Raw genomic sequence first — 518 nt, 5'->3', positions numbered from 1 at the left:
CGAGGACGGCTCCGGCGTCGCGGATCGCGAGCGCCTTCACGACGCCGGAGAGGTCGATCACGCCGTCCGGGCGGTGCGGGGTGAACGCTCCCCCGGTGCGCTCCCGCCAGTCGAGCGCGAGCGCGTAGACGTCACGCACCTCGGACGGGGTGTCCGCGAGCCGGACCGAACCGTCGGCGACGCGGCTGAGGACCGACGACGGGTCGTACAGGCTGTAGCGGTGGTCGTAGCCGGCGAAGACGGCGCGCACCTCGGATGCGGCCTCCGGGGTGGCTCCCCGGAGGCTCACGACGGTGCCCATCGTCTCGAAGGTGGTGACGCCGCTCACAGTCCGGCCTTGTCGATCGCGGACTGGAGGGACGTCGTGTAGCCCTCACTGGTGAAGGTCGCGCCGCTGACGGACTGGATCTGCGCGGACTGCGCCTGCAGCGCCTCCTGGCGGAGGATCGGGGCCGCCTGCTGACTGATCTGCACCGACCGCCCGTCGCTGTTCGTGAGCTGCAGCGCGGTGACGTCGG

General features: G+C 72.0%; 2 protein-coding genes. Both read right to left on the bottom strand.

Annotated elements, in window-relative coordinates:
• On the bottom strand, positions 1 to 328 hold a 328-nt coding region (locus BIV03_RS18100), incomplete at its 3' end, for an FAD:protein FMN transferase (RefSeq protein ID WP_139202087.1).
• A partial coding sequence (locus BIV03_RS20000) for an FMN-binding protein (protein ID WP_175475993.1) occupies positions 325 to 518 on the bottom strand: 194 nt, incomplete at its 5' end. The genes BIV03_RS18100 and BIV03_RS20000, both read right to left, overlap by 4 nt.

It is taken from the genome of Curtobacterium sp. MCBA15_016, from assembly GCF_001865105.1.
Classification (GTDB): domain Bacteria; phylum Actinomycetota; class Actinomycetes; order Actinomycetales; family Microbacteriaceae; genus Curtobacterium.
The sequence above is the reverse complement of the archived record's forward strand: the minus strand, read 5'-3'. Positions and strand labels throughout refer to the sequence as shown.